Source organism: Bacillus massilinigeriensis (genome assembly GCF_900111815.1).
GTDB classification, from domain to species: domain Bacteria; phylum Bacillota; class Bacilli; order Bacillales; family Cytobacillaceae; genus Mesobacillus_C; species Mesobacillus_C mediterraneensis.
In genome coordinates, this window is record NZ_LT630004.1 from 1,828,576 (window position 1) to 1,846,177 (window position 17,602).

Here is a 17,602-nt window from a genome sequence, read left to right on the forward strand (position 1 = left end):
TCCTACCCCCGTCTTAATTCGTTTAAAAAGCTCTTTCCGTGCTCTGGCATTTTCACTCCAAAGTTTTCCGCAACCGTTGCTCCGATATCAGCAAAAGTCATTCTTACCGGTATTTCTTTGCCTTCATCCATTGACTTGGAGTAAGCAAGGAGCGGAACGTATTCCCTTGTATGATCTGTGCCAGCGTGGATTGGATCGTTTCCGTGATCTGCTGTGATTAGCAGCAAGTCATCTTTACGCATTTTTTCAAATACTTCCGATAGTCTTGCATCATAATCTTCCAATGCTTTTCCGTAACCTTCCGGATCGCGCCTATGCCCAAACAGCGCATCAAAATCAACAAGATTGAGGAAGCTCAAGCCTTTAAAGTCCATATCCAATGTCTCATTCAACTTGTCCATCCCGTCCATATTGGAAACAGTACGCAGTGATCTAGTAACACCTTCTCCATCGTAAATATCAGATATTTTTCCAATTGCAATCACATCATAGCCTTCATCTTTCAACTCGTTCATAACTGTTCTGCCAAAAGGTTTAAGCGCATAATCATGGCGATTCGAAGTTCGTTTGAAGTTTCCTGGTTCCCCTATAAAAGGACGAGCGATAATGCGACCTACCATATATTTCTCATCTAAGGTTAATTCCCTTGCAATTTTGCAAATATTGTACAGTTCTTCGATTGGCACAATCTCTTCATGCGCCGCAATTTGGAGAACAGAATCAGCAGATGTATATACAATAAGAGCACCGCTTCTCATATGTTCTTCTCCAAGTTCATCAAGGATAGCCGTACCGCTAGCAGGCTTATTTCCAATAATTTTTCTGCCAGTCCGTTCTTCAAGTTCCTTCAAAAGTTCATCCGGGAAGCCATCAGGGAATACTCTAAGTGGAACTTGAATATTAAGACCCATAATTTCCCAATGACCAGTCATTGTATCTTTTCCATTGGATGCTTCCTGCATTTTTGTATAGTAAGCCAAAGGTTTTTCCGAAGCAGGAACGCCTTTGATTTCTTCAATATTACCTAGTCCAAGCCTTTGCATGTTAGGCATCTTCAGACCTTTCATTCTTTCGGCGATATGCCCAAGCGTATGGGCTCCCTTATCACCAAATTTTTCCGCATCAGGCGCTTCCCCGATACCGACTGAATCCATAACAACAAGGAAAATCCGATTATATGTAGCTGACATTCTGAGCCCTCCTAAAAAAGAATACGTTTTCAAACTAGTCTTTTGTTATATATTACCCAAATCGCCTTATGATAACCTATTTGTCGAACGCTATTTGTCAGAAGTCTGACATCTATATTTTACTAAACATTGAGAAGAAAAAACAAGAAAAAGCTGTGCCTTTCAGCCAGCTTTTTGACAATTGTATGACATAGGGAAAATTTCATGCCCTAGGATGGTATTTGCTATAAACATCTTTCAGTCTTGTTTTTGTCACATGTGTGTAAATTTGAGTTGTTGATATATCTGCATGTCCAAGCATTTCTTGCACTGCACGAAGGTCAGCACCGTTTTCAAGGAGATGCGTGGCAAAAGAATGCCTCAGCGTGTGGGGGGTAAGTTCCATCGCAATGCCAGCTTCTCTTGTCAGTCCCTTGAGTATTTTCCAAAAACCCTGCCTTGTTAGTCTTTGACCGTGGAAATTGAGAAAAAGTGCTTCATCTTTGTGCTTTTTCGAGAGAAATTTCGGCCTTCCTTTTTCCAAGTATTCTTGCAATGCAGCAGCAGCTGTCTTTCCAATTGGAATAATCCTTTCCTTGTTCCCTTTTCCGATGCATCGAATAAACCCCATCGTAAGGTGGACGTCTTCCACATTGAGGCCAATCAATTCGCTAACCCTTATCCCTGTTGCATAAAGCACTTCGAGCATTGCTTTATCTCTATAGCCATAATGATTGGTTAGTTGCGGCGAATCAAGCAGTTTTTCCACTTCTGCTAAACTTAAGACCTTTGGCAGGGTACGCTCAAGTCTTGGAGTCTCAATATGTACCGTAGGATCATGTTTGGTAGTTGTTTCTCTCAGCATAAACTGATGAAATGCTCTTATAGAGGCGATGTGTCTAGCAATCGTTTTGGAAGATTTACCATCGTCCTTCAGGCTCGCGAGAAAGTGCATAATGTTGACTCGTTGAATCTCACTCGGAAGGTTGATTCTCTCTTTTTCTTTCAAAAATAGCAAATAACTTTTCAAATCACGTTCATATGCCATGATCGTGTTTTTCGATAGGCCTTTCTCCACAATGAGAAAGTGAATAAAATCTTGAAGCTGTTCTTCCATTAAATTTACTCCCCATTCAAATAAAAAAGGATAAGCCTGTCCACCAAGCCCTGTTCCTCCGTCTGTCCTGCTGCTGTAACCTTCATTGCCTCCCCTTTCGGCTCATCGTACCGGTTATAATTCTGATACTCTTCATTAATCAACATAATACCATAATAAAAGAGGATGGTGCATCCTGTAAAAAGGATGAATACCTTGAGTCCATGCAACAATACTGATATAAACTTCATCTCCAGATACCTCCGTTCACTGTGGCCAAGCAATTCCTCCACTATTAGTAAAGGATATGCCCTGAAGTACAAAGTTTATACTAGGAATCATGTTCTCTAAACCAAAAAACCCTTTTCCTTCTGGAAAAGAGTTCTGTCGCATAATTATTTGATTATTAAGCCTTATCTTCCGATTTATTCGTTTATTTCCTGGCATCTGTGGCAGATTCCATGAAAAGTTAGACGGTGGTCCTTTATTTTAAACTTCCAGTCCCGCTCTACTATTTCTTCTACATCTTCTAGCAAGTCTTCTTGGATTTCGTCCACGGCACCGCACTCTATGCAAACGAGATGATGGTGGAAATGAGCTGCCCCTTCCTGCCGCAAGTCATATCGTGATACTCCGTCTCCGAAATTAATTTTATCGACTATTTTTAATTCTGTTAGCAGTTCAAGAGTCCGGTACACTGTAGCAAGGCCTATTTCCGGTGCTTTGTCTTTTACAAGAAGATACACATCTTCAGCACTTAGATGGTCTTCCTCGTTTTCCAGGAGTACTCGGACGGTTGCTTCGCGTTGCGGCGTTAGTTTATAGCTGGATGAATGCAGTTGCTTCTTTATTCTCTCGATCCTTGTTTCCATTATAGTTAGTCTCACTCCTCCGCCACTGTCATTTTTCATTATATCAGACGGAAAGCGAGATTCAAAATAAAATTATTACAACGAAGAAAGAATAGTTATTATTAAATAATAACTCATTTAATCGCTGGTATGACTACCTTTAGCAAAGCGGGAGGGAAAGAAGCTTCAATGCCGGCAGCTGCTGCCAAGAATACGACCGCTAAAAGAAATACTCCCATGTAGCGCATAAACATTGGCAATACTGGCTGATTCAATTTTTTCATAAACTGGTTCTTAATCATTTTCAATGAAAAGATTGTACTAAGTGCCGCTGTCACAATGTAAACCGGAATGATAACGAGATTTTGAGGGAGGATGGAAACAAAGGATAGCAAAAAACCGTGCCATCCCATCTGATTGACAAGGAATCCGACAGTAAATCCCACTACCATTCCTTTTAGAAATAACATGACTAGAATGATTGGCAGTCCAATGATGGAAATGCCAAGCAGCCAAATCAAGCCAATAAACTTGCTGTTATGCATGAAGCTTTGCAAGAAAAGATCCTTCGTTTCAGCCACCTTCCCAGCAGAGGCTTGTCCAAAAAACTCGGAAAGATAATAAAACAAATCTTCTTTTTGTTCAAAGCTCAAACTATTTACAATGACAGCACCAAAGATAACTCCCATTAGAAATAGGACAATCACAAATAGGTAAATAGAGGAATATTCGCGTAGATGGGTTGCTGCGACGTTGTGGTATTTGTGTTTTTTCATAGATTTTCCTCCCAAACATATTGATTGATACATCATATGCTTTGAAGGAATTTCCATGACTGCTATTTGTCGACAAACATTATTCTTACCAATCTTTCGGATAGAAGAACTGGAATTTTATTCTTACCCCAGTTCTTTTATTCACGCTTCCCCCAAAAAGCGTCTTTACTTTTTATCCTGCACCTTTCCGTAGCGCCCTCCGCCTCCAGCATGTACTTTTAACTTCCCTTCTCTCGCTTGGACAATCAATTCTGCTGTCCTTTCAGGCACCGCTTTTTTCAATGCTTCAAAAGGAACGGAGTGGAGTACAGACATTTCTGTACCAAAGTGATCCATCAAGCTTTCCATGGCCTTTTTCCCTACACCTGGGATAAACTCAAGCGGAACTTGATGGATGTATGGCGGCCTTTGAACATTGTTCCGTTTCCCTGAACTTAGTTCAACTATCCTGTCGGCAACCCCTTTTACATAGCGGCTGTTTTTACATTGAGAACATGCTTCTCCTCCTTCAGGAATTGGAGTTAAACAATTGGAGCAGACTGTGCGGTGGTATTTTCCAAGTAAAGGATCTAGACCATAGTTGGCAGCTACCTTTCTGCCTGCCTCTTGTCTAAGCACGAGGGAAAACTCGTGGAAACTAGTATCCTCCATGAAGACTGCTTGGTATTCCCGCGCTATTTTAGCAAGGGAATGGGCATCGGAATTCGTAAGAAAAGTATATTCTCCAAGCTCTTTAATGGCATCTGCCATTTCTGTATCCGCGCTTAAGCCTAGTTCCACCGCATCGATTTTCTTTTCATCAAACACTTCAGAAAGGGATTGCTTCACACCCTTTCCATAAAGGCTCTTGAATGGGGTGAATATATGGGCTGGAATAAAAAGCCCGCCCAGTTCCTTCGTTTTATCCTGCAAGGCTTTTCCCGTCAAATATACACGCTGTGAACTTAAATGGATGTTTTTTAAATGGAGAGAAAGGTATTTGGAAAAATCTCTCATCACAGCCAAATTCGGAAAAAAGCATAGTACATGGATAGGGGCACCTGTTGCTTCCGACCTTATTTCCAGCTCGGAACCTGGTATGATGCATAAGCCTCCGTACATTAAACCTCCATCCTGATGCCGTACAAGCTCCCCTTTTGAGGCCAATTCCTCTAATTCATCGAGCACTTCGGGTGAGTGGCAATCAATGATTCCGACCATATGAAGGCCCTTTCGATCTCGTGCATGCGAGATGATATTCGATACTGTCAGCGTTTTGGCTCCAGTTATTTTTACTGCCCTGCCGCTCTTTGTCCTTCCAACATGGATATGCATGTCAGCAAAATATTGATTCATTTTATACCAGTTCCTCATGCAGCTGAAGGTATTGCAGTGCAAGCACAGTCTTCGCGTCATGAATTCTCTGTTGGGCCATCAGTCCTTTTGCCTCTTCTATCGTGACTTCCATTAAACGTACAAACTCGTCCTCATCCGCCGCTGCAGGGTTTTCCTTCAATGTCAGTCCTTTTGCCAAATAAAGATGAATCAATTCATCCGCAAAGCCCGGCGAGGTATAAAAAGACATAAGCCATTCCATGCTGCTGCAAACATAGCCTGTTTCCTCTTCTAGTTCTCTTTGTGCGCATACCTCCGGCTTTTCTCCTCTTTCCAGCTTTCCGGCTGGAATTTCGATAATGTGCTTTTCCAAAGCTTTCCTGAATTGTTCAACCATAATGATTTTTTTATCTTCCGTTAAAGCAATCACCGCAACTGCTCCTGGATGCTTGATGATTTCCCGTTTGGACGTTTTACCGTTCGGAAGCTCTACTTCATCCACCTGCAGGCTCACAACTTTCCCATTAAAAATCGATTCTGTCCTCAACGTTTTTTCTTCAAATGATTCCATTTATTTCAACACTCCGTTCTAGTTGATTAATTAATGCACATACATTTTACCATAATGGAACAGGAGGGCTGGGGATTGAAAACCTATATGCATACTAACCGCGTCGTGATGACGGGAAAAGCGTGGGAAATAATTGCTATGCTCAGACAGTACCAACAGCGTTTCTTTTATGTAACAGATTGGATGGAATCATTTTCTGAACCGCTTCCGAAAGAACGAGAAACGGATTATTTGTAGCTGCCTTTATTGTCCGTTAAAATAAAGGCAAAAATGAGGTGATCTATCTGGAAAAAAGAAGGCTAGGAAATTCGGACATGTACGTAAGTGTCTTGGGACTTGGCTGCATGTCGCTTGGAAAGGATGAAAAGACAGCCCGGAACATTATCGATGCCGCCCTCGCTGAGGGTGTGAACTATTTTGACACTGCCGATTTGTATGACTTTGGTGAAAATGAAAAAATGGTAGGAAACGCGCTAAAGGAAGTCAGAGAGAACGTCATTATTGCCTCTAAGGCTGGTAACCGCTGGAATGAAAAGAAGGATGGTTGGACGTGGGATCCGTCCAAACGATATATAAAGGAAGCAGTAAAAGCTAGCCTTAAACGGCTGCATACAGATTACCTCGACCTTTTCCAACTCCACGGAGGGACGATGGAAGACCAGATTGATGAAACGATTGAAGCGTTTGAAGAATTGAAATCGGAGGGGCTAATTCGCTACTATGGAATTTCCTCTATCCGCCCAAACGTTATTAGAGAATATGCAGCGAAATCTTCGCTTGTTTCCGTCATGATGCAGTATAGCATGCTAGATCGCCGACCAGAAGAAGAGATGCTGCCTCTATTGGCTGAAAGGGGCATTAGCATTGTGACAAGGGGCTCTGTTGCAAAAGGACTGCTTAGCGGAAAAGAAATCAGTAGCATAGCCAATAAATTACAAGAGAGCGGTTATCTTGACTACAGCTATCAAGAACTACAAGAAATTCTTCCTGCTATTTCTGAAAAACTGAAGGGGAGACAGCTTTTAGACGCAGCGCTGCAATATAATCTATCACAGCCTGCTGTTGCCGCTGTAGTAACGGGTGCAAGTTCACCTGAGCAGGTACGAAAAAATGCAAAAGCAGTCAATGCACCTGCGCTCACTGCAGAAGAGCTCGAGATCATTCGAAGCATGACAAGAGCAAATCTATATAAGGAACATCGATGAAAAATACGGCAGCGGCGGGCTGCCGTGTTTTTTCTGGCACAATGGAAGCTTCTCCCCTCGAAAGAGACTTTCTCAACAATTGGAACGTTGACCAGTTTGAGGAGCTTTATTAATTGATGAATTTCTTTAAATTATTAGCTATGTTAATGAATAGTGTTGATTTTATTTAACATTAAAGAGAACCTCTTATTGGCTTGAAGTTCCCCTGTTACATTAATGCTCCATAAGTTTAAAAAAGATACAGAGTTAGTAATAATCCTTTAAAAACTCTACAACATCACTGTTAATTTTTATCAAATGTTCTTCAGATGGGAAATGGCCCATATTATAAGTTTTAAATGTAATTAAATTTGGAATGATTTCTCTAGCAACTTTATTTAATCTACTTGCAGGAAAAAAGATATCTTTTTTCCCTGCTATGATTAGAGTGGGCGAGCTATAATGTGATAATTCTCTCTTCGTAGTTAATTTGGGCATTTCTTGTTCAAGTCTAATATATTTAAATACATCACCAATAATTTTTTTATCAATTTCTCTCATACTATTATCTGACATACTACCAGTGCCCTATATGTAACCGGTTACATTTAGGGGTTTGATGCTTTACTATTATCTGCCTAAGAGTATATCTACGGTAAACGGCCATATATCCACGGTAATCAGTGATATATCTACAGGTAACTCCCAATATATCTACGGTAATCGATCATATATCTACAGCAGCTGTATTTTTATTGTTAAATTTTCAATTATTGTAAACCAAGCAATAACCCTGTAGACCTCATACTGTGTTTTCGCTGCAAAAAGAGGGTGCGCAAAAACACCCTCACACTTTGCCGTTATTTATACTTCTTCCAATCCATATCGCTCTCTTGCAGCAAGTCTTCAAACGACATATTCTTTTCCCTTTGCCGCTGTGCTTCCTTCTTTTTCGCAGCTTCCTCTTCTTTCTCTCTTTTCTTTCTTTCCTCGTCTTCTATACGAAGCTGCTTCTGCTTTTCTTTCAGTTCCGCCATGATATCTTCCTTCACCAGATCTTCTAGAGTGAGCGGTTTCTCTTCTTTCCGCGGCTCGGGGCGAGAACGATTTTGTTTTTTCTTTTTCATCAAGTGATCCCTCTCCTGCAGTTTCTTGCTGTCATTATATCACTGTTGGAAAGGAAGATTAATACCCATTTCATACCTGATGGTAAACAAATTGTATCAACTATAAAGATTAAAATGCGTCCGTCTTTACTTCTTCGCTTACCTGCAGTTCCGCTTCGGTCGATGCAACTACTTCCTCTACTGTATAGCCCTTTGCCACTTCCACAAGCTTAAGTCCTCCTGAAATTACATCGATAACAGCCCTGTCCGTAATGATGCGATCAACAACACCTTTACCTGTAAGAGGCAGGCTGCAGCTTTTTAAGATTTTTGGCACGCCCTTCTTATTGACATGATCCATGATGACGATAATCTTGCCGGCTCCGTGAACCAAATCCATGGCTCCCCCCATCCCCTTGATCATCTTTCCGGGAATCATCCAGTTGGCAAGATCGCCGTTTTCCGATACTTCCATGCCGCCAAGAATCGCAATATCAATATGGCCGCCTCTTATCATTGCGAAAGATTCAGCAGAGTCAAAATAGGACGCTCCCGGAATGCTTGTTACGGTTTCTTTGCCTGCATTGATTAAGTCTGGGTCGACATCCCCTTCTGCCGGATAAGGTCCGATTCCCAACAATCCATTCTCCGATTGCAGAACGACTTGCTTGTTTTCAGAAATATAATTGGCAACAAGCGTCGGCATACCGATGCCAAGATTTACATAGAAGCCGTCCTCTATCTCTTTTTCTGCCCTGCGTGCAATTTTTTCACGCGTATTTTCCTGAGTCATATTCAAAGCCATCTCCTCTCCACGAAAAAAATTACCCGTTGCTAACGGTCAGTCTCTCAATTCTCTTCTCCTGATTGCCCTTGATAAGCGTTTGCACATACACGCTCGGTGTATGGATGCTATCGGGCTCAAGCGTTCCAGTCTCAACGATGCTTTCCGCTTCTGCAATGGTTACCTTGCCAGCAGCCGCCATCATTGGGTTGAAATTCCTCGCTGTTTTCCGGTAAACAAGATTGCCCATCTTATCCGCCTTCCATGCCCTGACAAGACTGAAGTCTGCGGTTAATGATTCTTCCAGCAAATACTCTTTGCCGTCAAACATCCTTGTTTCTTTTCCATCTGCAATTGGTGTGCCGACCCCGGCCGGAGTGTAGAATGCCGGGATGCCTGCACCGCCGGCGCGTATCTTCTCAGCAAGCGTTCCTTGCGGCAGGAGCTCTACTTCAAGTTCTCCTGAAAGCACCTGTCTTTCGAACTCCTTGTTCTCTCCAACATAAGATCCTATCATTTTTTTAATCTGCCGGTTTTGCAGCAATAGTCCTAGTCCCCAGTCATCTATACCGCAGTTGTTGGAAATGACTGTAAGGCCCTTAATGCCTTTATCGGCAAGCGCTACTATCAGGTTCTCGGGAATACCGCATAATCCAAATCCTCCAACCATCAGTGTTGCCCCGTCCTTGATTTCCTCCACTGCTTCGTGGAAAGAAGCGCATATCTTTTTCATTAGGCTAATCTCCCTTTCTATCAAAAAAATTTACTATCTTAAGTTAGTTCCACCACTGTAGCCACCCCTTGTCCTCCTCCAATGCAAAGCGTCGCAAGACCCGTCTTGGCATTGCGGCGTTTCATTTCATGCAGGAGCGTGACCAAAATCCTTGCACCGCTTGCCCCAATTGGATGGCCAAGAGCAATCGCACCGCCGTTAACATTGAGGATATCCTTATTGAAATCCAGCTCTCTATCCACAGCAAGCGATTGAGCGGCGAAGGCTTCGTTTGCTTCTATCAGTTCAACATCCTTCAATTCTATTCTCGCTTTTTTCAATGCTTTCTCCACCGCTTTTACCGGGCCGATTCCCATGATGCTTGGATCCACCCCTGCACTTGCATTTCCCTTAATGACAGCAATTGGTTGAACTCCCAGTTCATTCGCTTTCGCCCTGCTCATGACAAGAACAGCGGCAGCACCATCATTGATTCCCGATGCGTTGCCTGCTGTAACGCTTCCACCTTTTCTGAAAGCAGCACGAAGCCTCGATAGCTTCTCGCTCGTTGTACCTTTCTTCGGGTATTCATCCTCTTGGAAGATGATTGGCTCTCCCTTGCGCTGTGGAATACTTACCGGTACAATCTCATCCTTAAACCTGCCTTCCTCGATTGCTTGAGCTGCTTTTTCCTGGCTCCAGGCAGCGAAGCTATCTTGTTCTTCCCGGCTTATTTCATATTTATCGCAAAGATTCTCCGCGGTCATTCCCATATGATAGTCATTGAAAGCACACCATAAGCCATCGGATATCATGCTGTCTACAAGTTTTTGATCTCCCATTTTGAAGCCATCCCGGGCGTTCTTTAGCACATAAGGCGCCTGGCTCATGTTTTCCATTCCGCCTGCTACTATAACATCTGCTTCCCCAGCCACAATTGCCTGGGCTGCGAGGTGAACTGCTTTTAACCCAGAACCGCATACTTTATTGATTGTCATCGCCGAAGCTGACTCTGGCAATCCTGCTTTCATTGCCGCTTGTCTTGCAGGATTTTGTCCGAGTCCTGCCTGGAGGACATTTCCCATGATTACTTCGTCCACAAGACTAGCTTCTACTCCCGCTCTTTCAAGTACACCCTTTATAACTGTCCCACCAAGTTCCGATGCTTGCACCCCTTTTAGGCTTCCATTGAACGAGCCGATGGCCGTCCTGGCTGCACTTACAATCACTGCCTCATTCTGCGCCATTGTTTCATCTCATCCTCTCTGTTCATCTTCAACCTAATACATTCGGTAAAAAAAAAGAAAAACCTCTTCATTTTGTTTAAATTTTTATAATTGTTGCATTTTTTAAATTATTGATTTTAGAATGGAACTAACAGAAAAACAGGGGGAGATATTTATGGCACTTGCTTTACCGAAAAAAGTGACCATCATTGAAGTAGGGCCGCGTGACGGCTTGCAAAATGAAAAAAGCTTTGTACCGACAGCAGTTAAAAAGGAATTTATTTTTAAACTGAAGGAAGCTGGTTTAACAGAAATGGAACTCACCTCATATGTTTCGCCCAAGTGGGTTCCACAAATGAAAGATGCAGGAGAAATTGCTGCAGCTTGTATTCATTCAAGCACACGCGACATCATATTAGCGCCCAATCAGAAAGGAATAGACAAAGTTTATGAGACAGACTGCAAAGCAGTTGCTGTGTTTGTTGGCGTAAGCGATACATTTAACCTTAAAAACATCAATAAGACAACAGCAGAAAGCTTAGCGGGACTGCGGCCTGCTATCCGGGATCTCAAAAAAAGGGGGTTCTTTGTCCGCGCGTGCATTTCCACTGCGTTCTATTGTCCATATGAAGGAAAGATCCAAGAAGAAGACACCCTTTCGCTATGCAGGGAATTTGTTAGGATGGGGGTAGACGAGCTTAGCGTAGCAGATACAATCGGGATGGCTGTACCTTCTGAAGCCTTTTCCCTTTTTCAAAAACTACAGGAGGCTTTTAATGATACCCTTATTGCTGCCCACTTCCATGACACACGCAAACTTGCTGCTGCCAACGTCTTCGCAGCTCTCCAGGCTGGAATCACAAGATTCGATACGTCTGCCGGAGGACTTGGGGGTTGTCCATTTGCTCCCGGAGCAGCGGGGAATGCAGCTACAGAAGATATTGTCTATATGTTCGAAAGGATGGGGATTAAGACAGGAATTGACCTCGCAATACTTCTGGAAGCAATTGAAATCGTTGCACCTCATATTACTAAAAATATTGACAGCTCATACTATAAACTGTCGCACCAAATCTGAAGTTTTGTCCCCCCTATGGTAAAATGTAAACAAAAACCATTTGGGGGTTTGTTTTTTGTGCGAAAGCGATTGGGTTACATATTTTCGTTTTTTGCCTTCACTTTATCGGTGGGCATCTATTTAACGAATCTTTTTATGTTCATCAAAAAGAAAGATAGCCAAGATATCATCAATCGTGATACAGAGGCGGGCTTTTTCCGGCAGGAGCATTTTTCCTCTCTCCCTAAGCGAGAATCCTACATCGAATCACCGTTCGGCTACAGCTTAAAAGCCATTCTTGTGGAACCTCATGATACAAATAAGTATGTCGTTTTCTGCCATGGCGTCACGGAAAACAAGTTCAGCTCGGTCAAATATATGAACTTGTTCCTTCGGCGAGGCTTTAACGCCCTGATTTATGACCAGCGCCGCCACGGAGAATCCGGGGGCAAGACAACTAGCTACGGTTATTATGAAAAATTCGATTTGAAAGCAGTCATTGATTGGTTAAAATCGGAAAGAGGGAAAGGAATCTTTTTGGGGGTGCATGGAGAATCGATGGGAGCTGCAACCCTGCTTCAATACGCTGGGCTTGTAGAGGACGGGGCTGATTTTTATGTTGCAGACTGCCCGTACTCCGATTTCACCAAGCAGCTGGCCTACCGGGTTAAACGGGAAATCAAGCTTCCGCCTGTGACGGTTCTTCCGCTTGCAAAAGCAGTCCTTCGCATCAGAGACCGATATTCACTTGGAGAGGTTTCTCCTCTCCAGGCTGTGGAAAACATTCGAAAGCCTGTCCTTTTCATTCACAGCCTGAAGGATGATTATATCCTTCCTGAAATGACAGAAGAATTGTTTAAACGAAAAGCGGATCCCAAGATGCTTTATCTTGCCGAAAACGGGGTTCACGCCCGCTCCTATAGCGAAAATCCCGAAGCCTATGAGAAGGCGCTTGACCAGTTCCTCGAAAAATATGCAGCTCCATTTCGCAGAGAAACGGAAAGTCCTAAACAGTAAAAAGGGAGAATGCCAGTAAAAAAATCTGGCATCCTCCTTTTTTCATTTCTTTACACTAGACAACAGTCGCTATCTTTTCCCCTGACGGCTGATTTCTTTACCATTTTTGTCGAGCCCTCTAGCAATCTTATAATCTCCAAAAATGTAATAATATCTGTTTTTCCCCTTTTTCACAATCACAGCTTTCCTGAACTTTTCTCCCGACTCAGAAACTTCTACGCTTATGACTTTTGAGCTGTTAATTCTACCAAAAACAACGGGAACCTTTTCTGTTAGCTTCCCTTCCGGACTGTATATATTAAAAGTCTCGCTGTATTGCATCATGTATTTATTTTCGTAATAAATCCAATGGTTATGACCTGTGTTCTCCCAGCCTTCTTTCTCGTTCCCGCTTAGATAGGCCGCTGCAAGTGCTTCGACTTTTTCATCGTTATATTTTTGTTCTGTTGTGTATAGAACAACAGCGCCATTTTTCTTTTTTTCTGTATGTATGATTGCTTTTTTATTGAAGGGGATGTCTTTTGATACGGCTTCCTTAAGCGTATCGTACTGGCAGCCTGCAAGCAGCAGTACCGCCATTGCCAGCATGGCAGTTCGCTTTAAAATGCTCATTCTTTCCTCCTATTCTTTTAATGGTGCTTTGTCATATCGATTAAACTCATGCACGGATTGAAATACTGGCTGTTGCTTTTCAACTGCAGACAACCTGTTTTTTCAACATAATCAAGCACCATTACTTCATCAAAAAATATTTCTTTCGCTTTTTCATAATAAATAGCTGGACCGTTTGTCTCCATCGGGATATCCTCTCCCGCTTTCCCGCAATGGACAAATAAGAGCACTGCAACACCATTGACCGCACAGCCACAGTCATCCGTGTCATACTTCAGCTTGAACACGCCGTCCTTTCCTTTCGTTCTCTCGGCGAGCAAGCTTTTGGCTGATTCTGTTACGATTATTTCCAATTAAACCGCCCCTTTCTTCTTTAGTTTAGCATGGGAAGCGCTTCCTTGCATTTTTTCCCGTTTCCTTTTAGTATCAGGAGAGAAAGAGTTTTATAACGATATATGGGGGAATGCAAATGTCCAAAGTTACAATCAAGGTAAATGATAACGGATCCTTCAGAGTAACAGGCGATGTAGAACTCTTGGATGGTGAAGGGAAACCGTTTGAAACGAAGGAAACCTTCTCGCTTTGCCGCTGTGGATTGAGCCAGAAAATGCCTTTCTGCGATGCCTCGCACAAAGGAAAGTTCCAATCTGCCGTGAGGGCTGAACCAAGAGAAGAAAAGTAAGCGTCGAGAGAGCTGAGAGATTCCCGCTTGGCTCTTTTTTCTGCTTTACTCCCCAGCCTTCAATCTGACATCTGCTATTTCAGAGAGGACAATCCTGTGAAGATCCCCTATTGTATCGATGATGTGAAGCCTTCCCGCTAATTCATCCCAATACTGTATATGTCCCGAAATTTTTTCATACCTTCCAGCCCGATAATAGTTAACTTCCACTATGCCGTTGAATTCCATTGCTTCTAGAAGCACTTCATTTAACCTCTCTAACTCCTGCTCATCGAGTTCCTTTTTTTCCATCTTTTTATCTTCTTCCGCCCATTCCCGCAAAAGTCCGACATGCTCGGGAAGCATCATGGAAGTCCATTTGATTCTGCCTCTATCCCTAATCATGCTGCACCTCCTTTCCTAACCTTTATGCCCCCCAACAAGCCCCGCCCTTTGAAGCGCAGTTCCTGCCGGAGTGTAAGAAACAGCGCGAAGAAGCGACGCCGGACCAAAACGGGAACGAACTTTGTCCATTGTATAGCCAAGCTCTCTTCTCCGCCAGCCATCCTTATCAAAAAGGTCCATTTGAAACTGTTTGTCATCCACAAGATTGCCAAGTGAGACAGAGAGGCTTCTCACTGTTTTTCCGGTATAATTTTCTGCAAAAAGCTCGAGACATACGTTATAAAGCTCCGTTGTAATGTTTGTCGGCTTAGCGATCGTTCTTGACCGGCTGAATCCCCCGCTCCACTCATCCTTGCTGTAACCGACCCCACAGCTAATGGTCCGGCCTGCTTTTCGCTGGCTTCTCGCCCTTCGTGCAACCTCCTCGCATATTTCAAGGAGAACATGCTTGATTTCCTCTTCCTCTTTGTAGTCACGGAGCAGAATTTGGCTTTTGCCGAAGCTGACCTGTCCCTCCATAATGGGTGCTCCCAAGTCGGAAAGATCGATACCCCAAGCGTGATGGTAAAGTTGATTCCCCATAATGCCAAACTTTTTTTCCAGTGTGGAAAGATCGTGGCGGGCAAGCTGGCCGACAGTGAAAATTCCCATTCGATTCAGCGTTTTTTCCACCCGCCGGCCAATCCCCCACATCTCTCGAAGCGGAGAAACCGGCCAGAGCTTCGTCTCGACATCCTCATAGGTCCATTCGGCTATTCCTTTTTTCTTTGCTTCAAGATCCAAGCAAAGCTTCGCCATCAGCATATTAGGACCAATGCCGATTGCACATGGAAGCTGGAATTCCCGCTCGATATCCTTCTGTATCTTTGCCGCTATTTCTTTCACATCTCCCCAAAGGTGGAGAACACCATCAACTTTCACAAAGCTCTCATCAACACTGTATATATGGATATCTTCCTTTGGTACGTATCTGTTGAATACTCGAGTAATCTCAGTAGAAATCCTTAAATACAGCGACATCTTCGGATTAACAATCGTAATGCGAGGATCTTTTGGTATTTCAAACAATCTTGCCCCTGTCTTGATGCCGAAGTCCTTTTTCATCCGGGGAGACGCAGCAAGGACAACACTTCCAGGGCGATCCGTATTGCCGACAACAGCAAGATGGCAAACGTGCGGATCAAGGCCAAGCATTACTGCAGAGCAGCTGGCATAAAAGCTTTTCATGTCAATACACATGATTTTATGTTGCGGCATACTGCGGTAGTCGAACATACCTCTTCTTCCTTTCCAGATAGAGATTCCCCACAAAAAGAACATTTGTTCTGTTACATTCTACCCACTATATTAGGCGAATATGCGTTCGTTTTCAATGGAAATTCTACGACAAGATGAGAAAACAAGGTTATGATGGAAAGAGATATAACTTTGTATGAAAGCTGCCAGTAAGGGGGGAAACGGGTGGAGAGAAACTATATGGAAAAACTAGTGAGGAAGTGCTTCTTACAATACAGTCATGAGCGCGAAGCTCTGCCGCTCACAGAAAAACAGCTAGAAACAATGTTAGCAAAGATAGAAAAAGCGCGGGAAGAAACTCCCGATGTCAGCTTAAATGATATTGTGAATGATGTGGTATACGACTTCTTGACAGATTGAGAAAGAAGAAGGCCGGGAATTGCGCGTCAGTCATCGCACAATCCCGGCTCTTTTATTTTCGGTCAAATGCCTTTTTCCCAAGCCGTTCGAATAAGCGGGGGAAAAGAGCGTAAAAAATACTGCCTGCAGCCATCCAGCGTGGTAGGTTGATTTCCCTTACCGGAGTAAGCATCCGGTCCACCACCTCGGCAGCCACATATTCAGGCTTCAGCATATATCGTTCAACACTTTTTACGTATGTCCCTTTTTCATCGGCTATGTGAAAAAAATTAGTCGCAATCGGACCTGGATTGACGGCAGTCACATAAATACCGCTACCCTGGTTTTCCATCCTCAAGCTGTTCGTATAGCCTAGAACAGCATGCTTTGTCGCAGAATAAACACTTGATTTAGGGGTAGCAATTTTTCCCGCTTGCGATGCAATATTAATGATATGCCCGCTTTTTCGATCTCTCATTCCCGGCAAAACCATCGAAGTACATGCCATCAGTCCGATTACGTTCACAGCAAACATGGACTGAACCTCAGCAATCGGCGCCTCGTGTGCCTGTCGGAAAACGCCAAAACCGGCATTATTAACAAGCACATCTGGATATCCGAAATCTCGGATTGCTTCACGGAATACTGATTCCACAGCATTGGTGTCGGATACATCAAGGGATTGCACTTCTACTCTCGTTCCCTCTTTTGCAAGTTCTTCCTGCAAAAGTTGAAGTTTATCGCTGCTTCTGGCTAGGAGCATGAGATTGGCACCGGAACGCGCGCATAGCCGCGCCATTTCAGCTCCTATCCCCCCCGATGCTCCTGTTATAAAAACGTTCTTCCCTCGTAAACGTTGATTAGACATTTTCAAACAACTCCCGAACTAGAATACAAAACGGCTGATTCTTCTATGGCAGAAATTTCGCCTAGCTCCAACAAATAATCGATTTGACCAACCGTTTCAGAAATGGTCAGCGACAATTCTTTTTGATAGGCAGATGGGAACAGCCGCTTGCAAATATCAAAAACGGTCAGTCTTCCTTCTTCCTCCAGCATCTGTTTCACTCCCATGGCACGCTCATGCTGACGGGCAAGTCGTTTTTCGATGAGTTGGGAAGCACCACTGAAATCAGGTCCGTGTCCTGAATGGACAAGAGAGATGGGATAGGCTTCAAGCTTCCGCAGTGAAGCGTTGTACTGAAGCTGCGGCTTTGGACGCTCTGTCATTCCAGGGAGCGGAGGCTCCAACAAAGGATTTGGCGAAATTTTTGCAAGCAAAGTATCCCCGCCAATAAGTACACCATCACTTTGGCGGTATAAGGTGATATGTCCTTGGGCGTGGCCCGGGGTTTCAATGATACTCCATCCGTCAAGACCAGGAATACTTGTTTTTTCATCAATTGCCATACTAATGCGGCGGGGG

General features: G+C 43.4%; 24 protein-coding genes. 6 read left to right on the forward strand and 18 right to left on the reverse strand.

Going from position 1 to position 17,602, the window contains the following annotated elements:
* Positions 1 to 2: 2 nt before the first annotated feature.
* The 7 genes from deoB to BQ5796_RS09620 all read right to left on the reverse strand — a co-directional run bounded on the left by deoB (position 3) and on the right by BQ5796_RS09620 (position 5,777).
* A complete protein-coding gene (gene deoB / locus BQ5796_RS09590; protein ID WP_071460031.1) occupies positions 3 to 1,190 on the reverse strand; it encodes a phosphopentomutase in 1,188 nt (395 codons plus the stop codon).
* Between the two features lie 202 nt (positions 1,191 to 1,392).
* On the reverse strand, positions 1,393 to 2,286 hold the full coding sequence (gene xerD, locus BQ5796_RS09595) for a site-specific tyrosine recombinase XerD (protein WP_071460032.1): 894 nt from the start codon (positions 2,284 to 2,286) through the stop codon (positions 1,393 to 1,395).
* 5 nt (positions 2,287 to 2,291) lie between these two features.
* Entirely contained in the window at positions 2,292 to 2,516 is a 225-nt protein-coding gene (locus BQ5796_RS09600; RefSeq protein ID WP_071460033.1) for a YqzK family protein, read from the reverse strand.
* A gap of 174 nt (positions 2,517 to 2,690) precedes the next feature.
* A complete protein-coding gene (gene fur / locus BQ5796_RS09605) occupies positions 2,691 to 3,137 on the reverse strand; it encodes a ferric iron uptake transcriptional regulator (protein ID WP_071460034.1) in 447 nt (148 codons plus the stop codon).
* Positions 3,138 to 3,250: 113 nt separating this feature from the next.
* Entirely contained in the window at positions 3,251 to 3,892 is a 642-nt protein-coding gene (spoIIM, locus tag BQ5796_RS09610; RefSeq protein WP_071460035.1) for a stage II sporulation protein M, read from the reverse strand.
* A gap of 165 nt (positions 3,893 to 4,057) precedes the next feature.
* The gene (locus BQ5796_RS09615) at positions 4,058 to 5,227 is read right to left on the reverse strand and encodes an endonuclease Q family protein (protein ID WP_071460036.1); all 1,170 of its coding nucleotides are present in this window, start codon (positions 5,225 to 5,227) and stop codon (positions 4,058 to 4,060) included.
* A 1-nt stretch (position 5,228) separates the two neighbouring features.
* The gene (locus BQ5796_RS09620) at positions 5,229 to 5,777 is read right to left on the reverse strand and encodes an NUDIX hydrolase (protein ID WP_071460037.1); all 549 of its coding nucleotides are present in this window, start codon (positions 5,775 to 5,777) and stop codon (positions 5,229 to 5,231) included.
* A gap of 75 nt (positions 5,778 to 5,852) precedes the next feature.
* Between BQ5796_RS09620 and mciZ the strand changes: the two genes are divergently transcribed.
* Together mciZ and BQ5796_RS09625 are read left to right on the forward strand one after the other, a co-directional pair.
* Positions 5,853 to 6,014, forward strand: coding sequence for a Z-ring formation inhibitor MciZ (gene mciZ / locus BQ5796_RS17670; RefSeq protein WP_282956857.1), 162 nt, complete (start codon positions 5,853 to 5,855; stop codon positions 6,012 to 6,014).
* Between the two features lie 47 nt (positions 6,015 to 6,061).
* Positions 6,062 to 6,982: an aldo/keto reductase gene (locus BQ5796_RS09625; RefSeq protein ID WP_071461242.1), complete on the forward strand. Its 921-nt coding sequence runs from the start codon at positions 6,062 to 6,064 to the stop codon at positions 6,980 to 6,982.
* Positions 6,983 to 7,228: 246 nt separating this feature from the next.
* Here BQ5796_RS09625 and BQ5796_RS09630 read toward each other — a convergent pair whose 3' ends face one another.
* The 5 genes from BQ5796_RS09630 to BQ5796_RS09650 form a co-directional block, all read right to left on the reverse strand.
* Positions 7,229 to 7,537, reverse strand: coding sequence for an alpha/beta fold hydrolase (locus BQ5796_RS09630; protein WP_234969328.1), 309 nt, complete (start codon positions 7,535 to 7,537; stop codon positions 7,229 to 7,231).
* 284 nt (positions 7,538 to 7,821) lie between these two features.
* Positions 7,822 to 8,088: a YqkE family protein gene (locus BQ5796_RS09635; protein WP_071461243.1), complete on the reverse strand. Its 267-nt coding sequence runs from the start codon at positions 8,086 to 8,088 to the stop codon at positions 7,822 to 7,824.
* A gap of 109 nt (positions 8,089 to 8,197) precedes the next feature.
* The gene (locus BQ5796_RS09640; RefSeq protein ID WP_071460038.1) at positions 8,198 to 8,860 is read right to left on the reverse strand and encodes a CoA transferase subunit B; all 663 of its coding nucleotides are present in this window, start codon (positions 8,858 to 8,860) and stop codon (positions 8,198 to 8,200) included.
* 31 nt (positions 8,861 to 8,891) lie between these two features.
* A complete protein-coding gene (locus BQ5796_RS09645) occupies positions 8,892 to 9,584 on the reverse strand; it encodes a CoA transferase subunit A (RefSeq protein WP_071460039.1) in 693 nt (230 codons plus the stop codon).
* A 38-nt stretch (positions 9,585 to 9,622) separates the two neighbouring features.
* Positions 9,623 to 10,810, reverse strand: coding sequence for an acetyl-CoA C-acetyltransferase (locus BQ5796_RS09650; RefSeq protein ID WP_071460040.1), 1,188 nt, complete (start codon positions 10,808 to 10,810; stop codon positions 9,623 to 9,625).
* Positions 10,811 to 10,964: 154 nt separating this feature from the next.
* Here BQ5796_RS09650 and BQ5796_RS09655 point away from each other — a divergent pair, with 154 nt between their 5' ends.
* Both BQ5796_RS09655 and BQ5796_RS09660 read left to right on the forward strand, forming a co-directional pair.
* On the forward strand, positions 10,965 to 11,867 hold the full coding sequence (locus tag BQ5796_RS09655; protein ID WP_071460041.1) for a hydroxymethylglutaryl-CoA lyase: 903 nt from the start codon (positions 10,965 to 10,967) through the stop codon (positions 11,865 to 11,867).
* 57 nt (positions 11,868 to 11,924) lie between these two features.
* On the forward strand, positions 11,925 to 12,863 hold the full coding sequence (locus BQ5796_RS09660) for an alpha/beta hydrolase (RefSeq protein ID WP_071460042.1): 939 nt from the start codon (positions 11,925 to 11,927) through the stop codon (positions 12,861 to 12,863).
* Between the two features lie 69 nt (positions 12,864 to 12,932).
* Here the strand turns inward: BQ5796_RS09660 and BQ5796_RS09665 are convergent, their stop codons facing one another.
* Together BQ5796_RS09665 and BQ5796_RS09670 are read right to left on the reverse strand one after the other, a co-directional pair.
* The gene (locus BQ5796_RS09665) at positions 12,933 to 13,475 is read right to left on the reverse strand and encodes a hypothetical protein (protein WP_083413088.1); all 543 of its coding nucleotides are present in this window, start codon (positions 13,473 to 13,475) and stop codon (positions 12,933 to 12,935) included.
* 17 nt (positions 13,476 to 13,492) lie between these two features.
* Entirely contained in the window at positions 13,493 to 13,828 is a 336-nt protein-coding gene (locus tag BQ5796_RS09670) for an iron-sulfur cluster biosynthesis family protein (protein WP_071460043.1), read from the reverse strand.
* Between the two features lie 116 nt (positions 13,829 to 13,944).
* Here BQ5796_RS09670 and BQ5796_RS09675 point away from each other — a divergent pair, with 116 nt between their 5' ends.
* The gene (locus BQ5796_RS09675) at positions 13,945 to 14,157 is read left to right on the forward strand and encodes a CDGSH iron-sulfur domain-containing protein (protein ID WP_071460044.1); all 213 of its coding nucleotides are present in this window, start codon (positions 13,945 to 13,947) and stop codon (positions 14,155 to 14,157) included.
* A 45-nt stretch (positions 14,158 to 14,202) separates the two neighbouring features.
* On the opposite strand, the gene BQ5796_RS09680 is transcribed toward BQ5796_RS09675, so the two are convergent.
* Together BQ5796_RS09680 and BQ5796_RS09685 are read right to left on the reverse strand one after the other, a co-directional pair.
* A complete protein-coding gene (locus BQ5796_RS09680; protein WP_071460045.1) occupies positions 14,203 to 14,541 on the reverse strand; it encodes a YolD-like family protein in 339 nt (112 codons plus the stop codon).
* Between the two features lie 15 nt (positions 14,542 to 14,556).
* The gene (locus tag BQ5796_RS09685) at positions 14,557 to 15,816 is read right to left on the reverse strand and encodes a Y-family DNA polymerase (protein ID WP_071460046.1); all 1,260 of its coding nucleotides are present in this window, start codon (positions 15,814 to 15,816) and stop codon (positions 14,557 to 14,559) included.
* Positions 15,817 to 16,002: 186 nt separating this feature from the next.
* Between BQ5796_RS09685 and BQ5796_RS09690 the strand changes: the two genes are divergently transcribed.
* Positions 16,003 to 16,197, forward strand: coding sequence for a YqzH family protein (locus tag BQ5796_RS09690; protein ID WP_071460047.1), 195 nt, complete (start codon positions 16,003 to 16,005; stop codon positions 16,195 to 16,197).
* Between the two features lie 52 nt (positions 16,198 to 16,249).
* Here BQ5796_RS09690 and BQ5796_RS09695 read toward each other — a convergent pair whose 3' ends face one another.
* Positions 16,250 to 17,044: an SDR family NAD(P)-dependent oxidoreductase gene (locus BQ5796_RS09695; RefSeq protein WP_071460048.1), complete on the reverse strand. Its 795-nt coding sequence runs from the start codon at positions 17,042 to 17,044 to the stop codon at positions 16,250 to 16,252.
* A gap of 2 nt (positions 17,045 to 17,046) precedes the next feature.
* A partial coding sequence (locus BQ5796_RS09700; RefSeq protein WP_141769953.1) for an MBL fold metallo-hydrolase occupies positions 17,047 to 17,602 on the reverse strand: 556 nt, incomplete at its 5' end.

Coding starts and splice junctions, on each gene's coding strand:
- deoB (WP_071460031.1), bottom strand. CDS start 1,190: ATGTCAGCTACATATAATCGGATTTTCCTTGTTGTTATGGATTCAGTC.
- BQ5796_RS09615 (WP_071460036.1), bottom strand. CDS start 5,227: ATGAATCAATATTTTGCTGACATGCATATCCATGTTGGAAGGACAAAG.
- spoIIM (WP_071460035.1), bottom strand. CDS start 3,892: ATGAAAAAACACAAATACCACAACGTCGCAGCAACCCATCTACGCGAA.
- BQ5796_RS09600 (WP_071460033.1), bottom strand. CDS start 2,516: ATGAAGTTTATATCAGTATTGTTGCATGGACTCAAGGTATTCATCCTT.
- fur (WP_071460034.1), bottom strand. CDS start 3,137: ATGGAAACAAGGATCGAGAGAATAAAGAAGCAACTGCATTCATCCAGC.
- BQ5796_RS09680 (WP_071460045.1), bottom strand. CDS start 14,541: ATGATTAGGGATAGAGGCAGAATCAAATGGACTTCCATGATGCTTCCC.
- BQ5796_RS09640 (WP_071460038.1), bottom strand. CDS start 8,860: ATGACTCAGGAAAATACGCGTGAAAAAATTGCACGCAGGGCAGAAAAA.
- BQ5796_RS09695 (WP_071460048.1), bottom strand. CDS start 17,044: ATGTCTAATCAACGTTTACGAGGGAAGAACGTTTTTATAACAGGAGCA.
- BQ5796_RS09635 (WP_071461243.1), bottom strand. CDS start 8,088: ATGAAAAAGAAAAAACAAAATCGTTCTCGCCCCGAGCCGCGGAAAGAA.
- BQ5796_RS09630 (WP_234969328.1), bottom strand. CDS start 7,537: ATGTCAGATAATAGTATGAGAGAAATTGATAAAAAAATTATTGGTGAT.
- BQ5796_RS09620 (WP_071460037.1), bottom strand. CDS start 5,777: ATGGAATCATTTGAAGAAAAAACGTTGAGGACAGAATCGATTTTTAAT.
- BQ5796_RS09645 (WP_071460039.1), bottom strand. CDS start 9,584: ATGAAAAAGATATGCGCTTCTTTCCACGAAGCAGTGGAGGAAATCAAG.
- BQ5796_RS09655 (WP_071460041.1), top strand. CDS start 10,965: ATGGCACTTGCTTTACCGAAAAAAGTGACCATCATTGAAGTAGGGCCG.
- BQ5796_RS09685 (WP_071460046.1), bottom strand. CDS start 15,816: ATGTTCGACTACCGCAGTATGCCGCAACATAAAATCATGTGTATTGAC.
- BQ5796_RS09675 (WP_071460044.1), top strand. CDS start 13,945: ATGTCCAAAGTTACAATCAAGGTAAATGATAACGGATCCTTCAGAGTA.
- BQ5796_RS09650 (WP_071460040.1), bottom strand. CDS start 10,810: ATGGCGCAGAATGAGGCAGTGATTGTAAGTGCAGCCAGGACGGCCATC.
- BQ5796_RS09665 (WP_083413088.1), bottom strand. CDS start 13,475: ATGAGCATTTTAAAGCGAACTGCCATGCTGGCAATGGCGGTACTGCTG.
- xerD (WP_071460032.1), bottom strand. CDS start 2,286: ATGGAAGAACAGCTTCAAGATTTTATTCACTTTCTCATTGTGGAGAAA.